The sequence below is a fragment of the Camelimonas fluminis genome, from assembly GCF_014656355.1.
In the GTDB taxonomy this organism is placed as follows: Bacteria; Pseudomonadota; Alphaproteobacteria; order Rhizobiales; family Beijerinckiaceae; genus Camelimonas; species Camelimonas fluminis.
Window position 1 is genome coordinate 1 of sequence record NZ_BNCG01000176.1, and the last position, 575, is coordinate 575.

The 575-nt window shown below is 55.0% G+C and carries 1 protein-coding gene; it reads right to left on the reverse strand.

Going from position 1 to position 575, the window contains the following annotated elements:
• Window positions 1–26: 26 nt before the first annotated feature.
• Window positions 27–386: a DUF3644 domain-containing protein gene (locus IE243_RS23735; protein ID WP_308432102.1), complete on the reverse strand. Its 360-nt coding sequence runs from the start codon at window positions 384–386 to the stop codon at window positions 27–29.
• Window positions 387–575 lie beyond the last annotated feature (189 nt).

A 575-nucleotide genomic window follows, 5' to 3' on the forward strand; every position in this document is an offset into this window, starting at 1 on the left:
ATCGACAGCCTCCTGCCGTGGAGCCATCAACGCAAGGTGTGAGCGGCACAGCGCTTACGCAGCTTCGCGCTGAGGGCGTCGTCAATCCTGTTGGTGGATCGATGCTCGATCTCGTTCCTGATCTCGATCAGGAATTTGAGATTGTTGACTATGCCGCTCTGAAGGGGACAGGCTCCTGTAGTGATGCACTGACTTAGTTCCCAATATTTCTCGGCTCCGGATGGCGTGCGCTCAACGATACCAGCCTTCTTATGACGGTAATCTATGCCCTCGCGCCTGTAATAAGCGTGCATCAGGTAGGTCCACGCAATTATTGCGGTGACTATGAATAGTTCCGCTCTGAAGTAGAGTCCGGCGCTATTGAACGTATGGACGGCCGAAATCATGGCCTCGCGTGCTTTGATCAGCAACTCGTCGCCTTGGAGGTGAAGGCCGGTGGTGGGATCGATATTCGGCCAACCGTCGAGGAAGGAATCCAGCTCGTCGTCGGAGGCGGCTTTGATGGCCTTATGCTTATACCAAGACCCTTGGCCTCTGACTCATCAGGGGTTTCGTCAGCGGCGCAGACATGATTC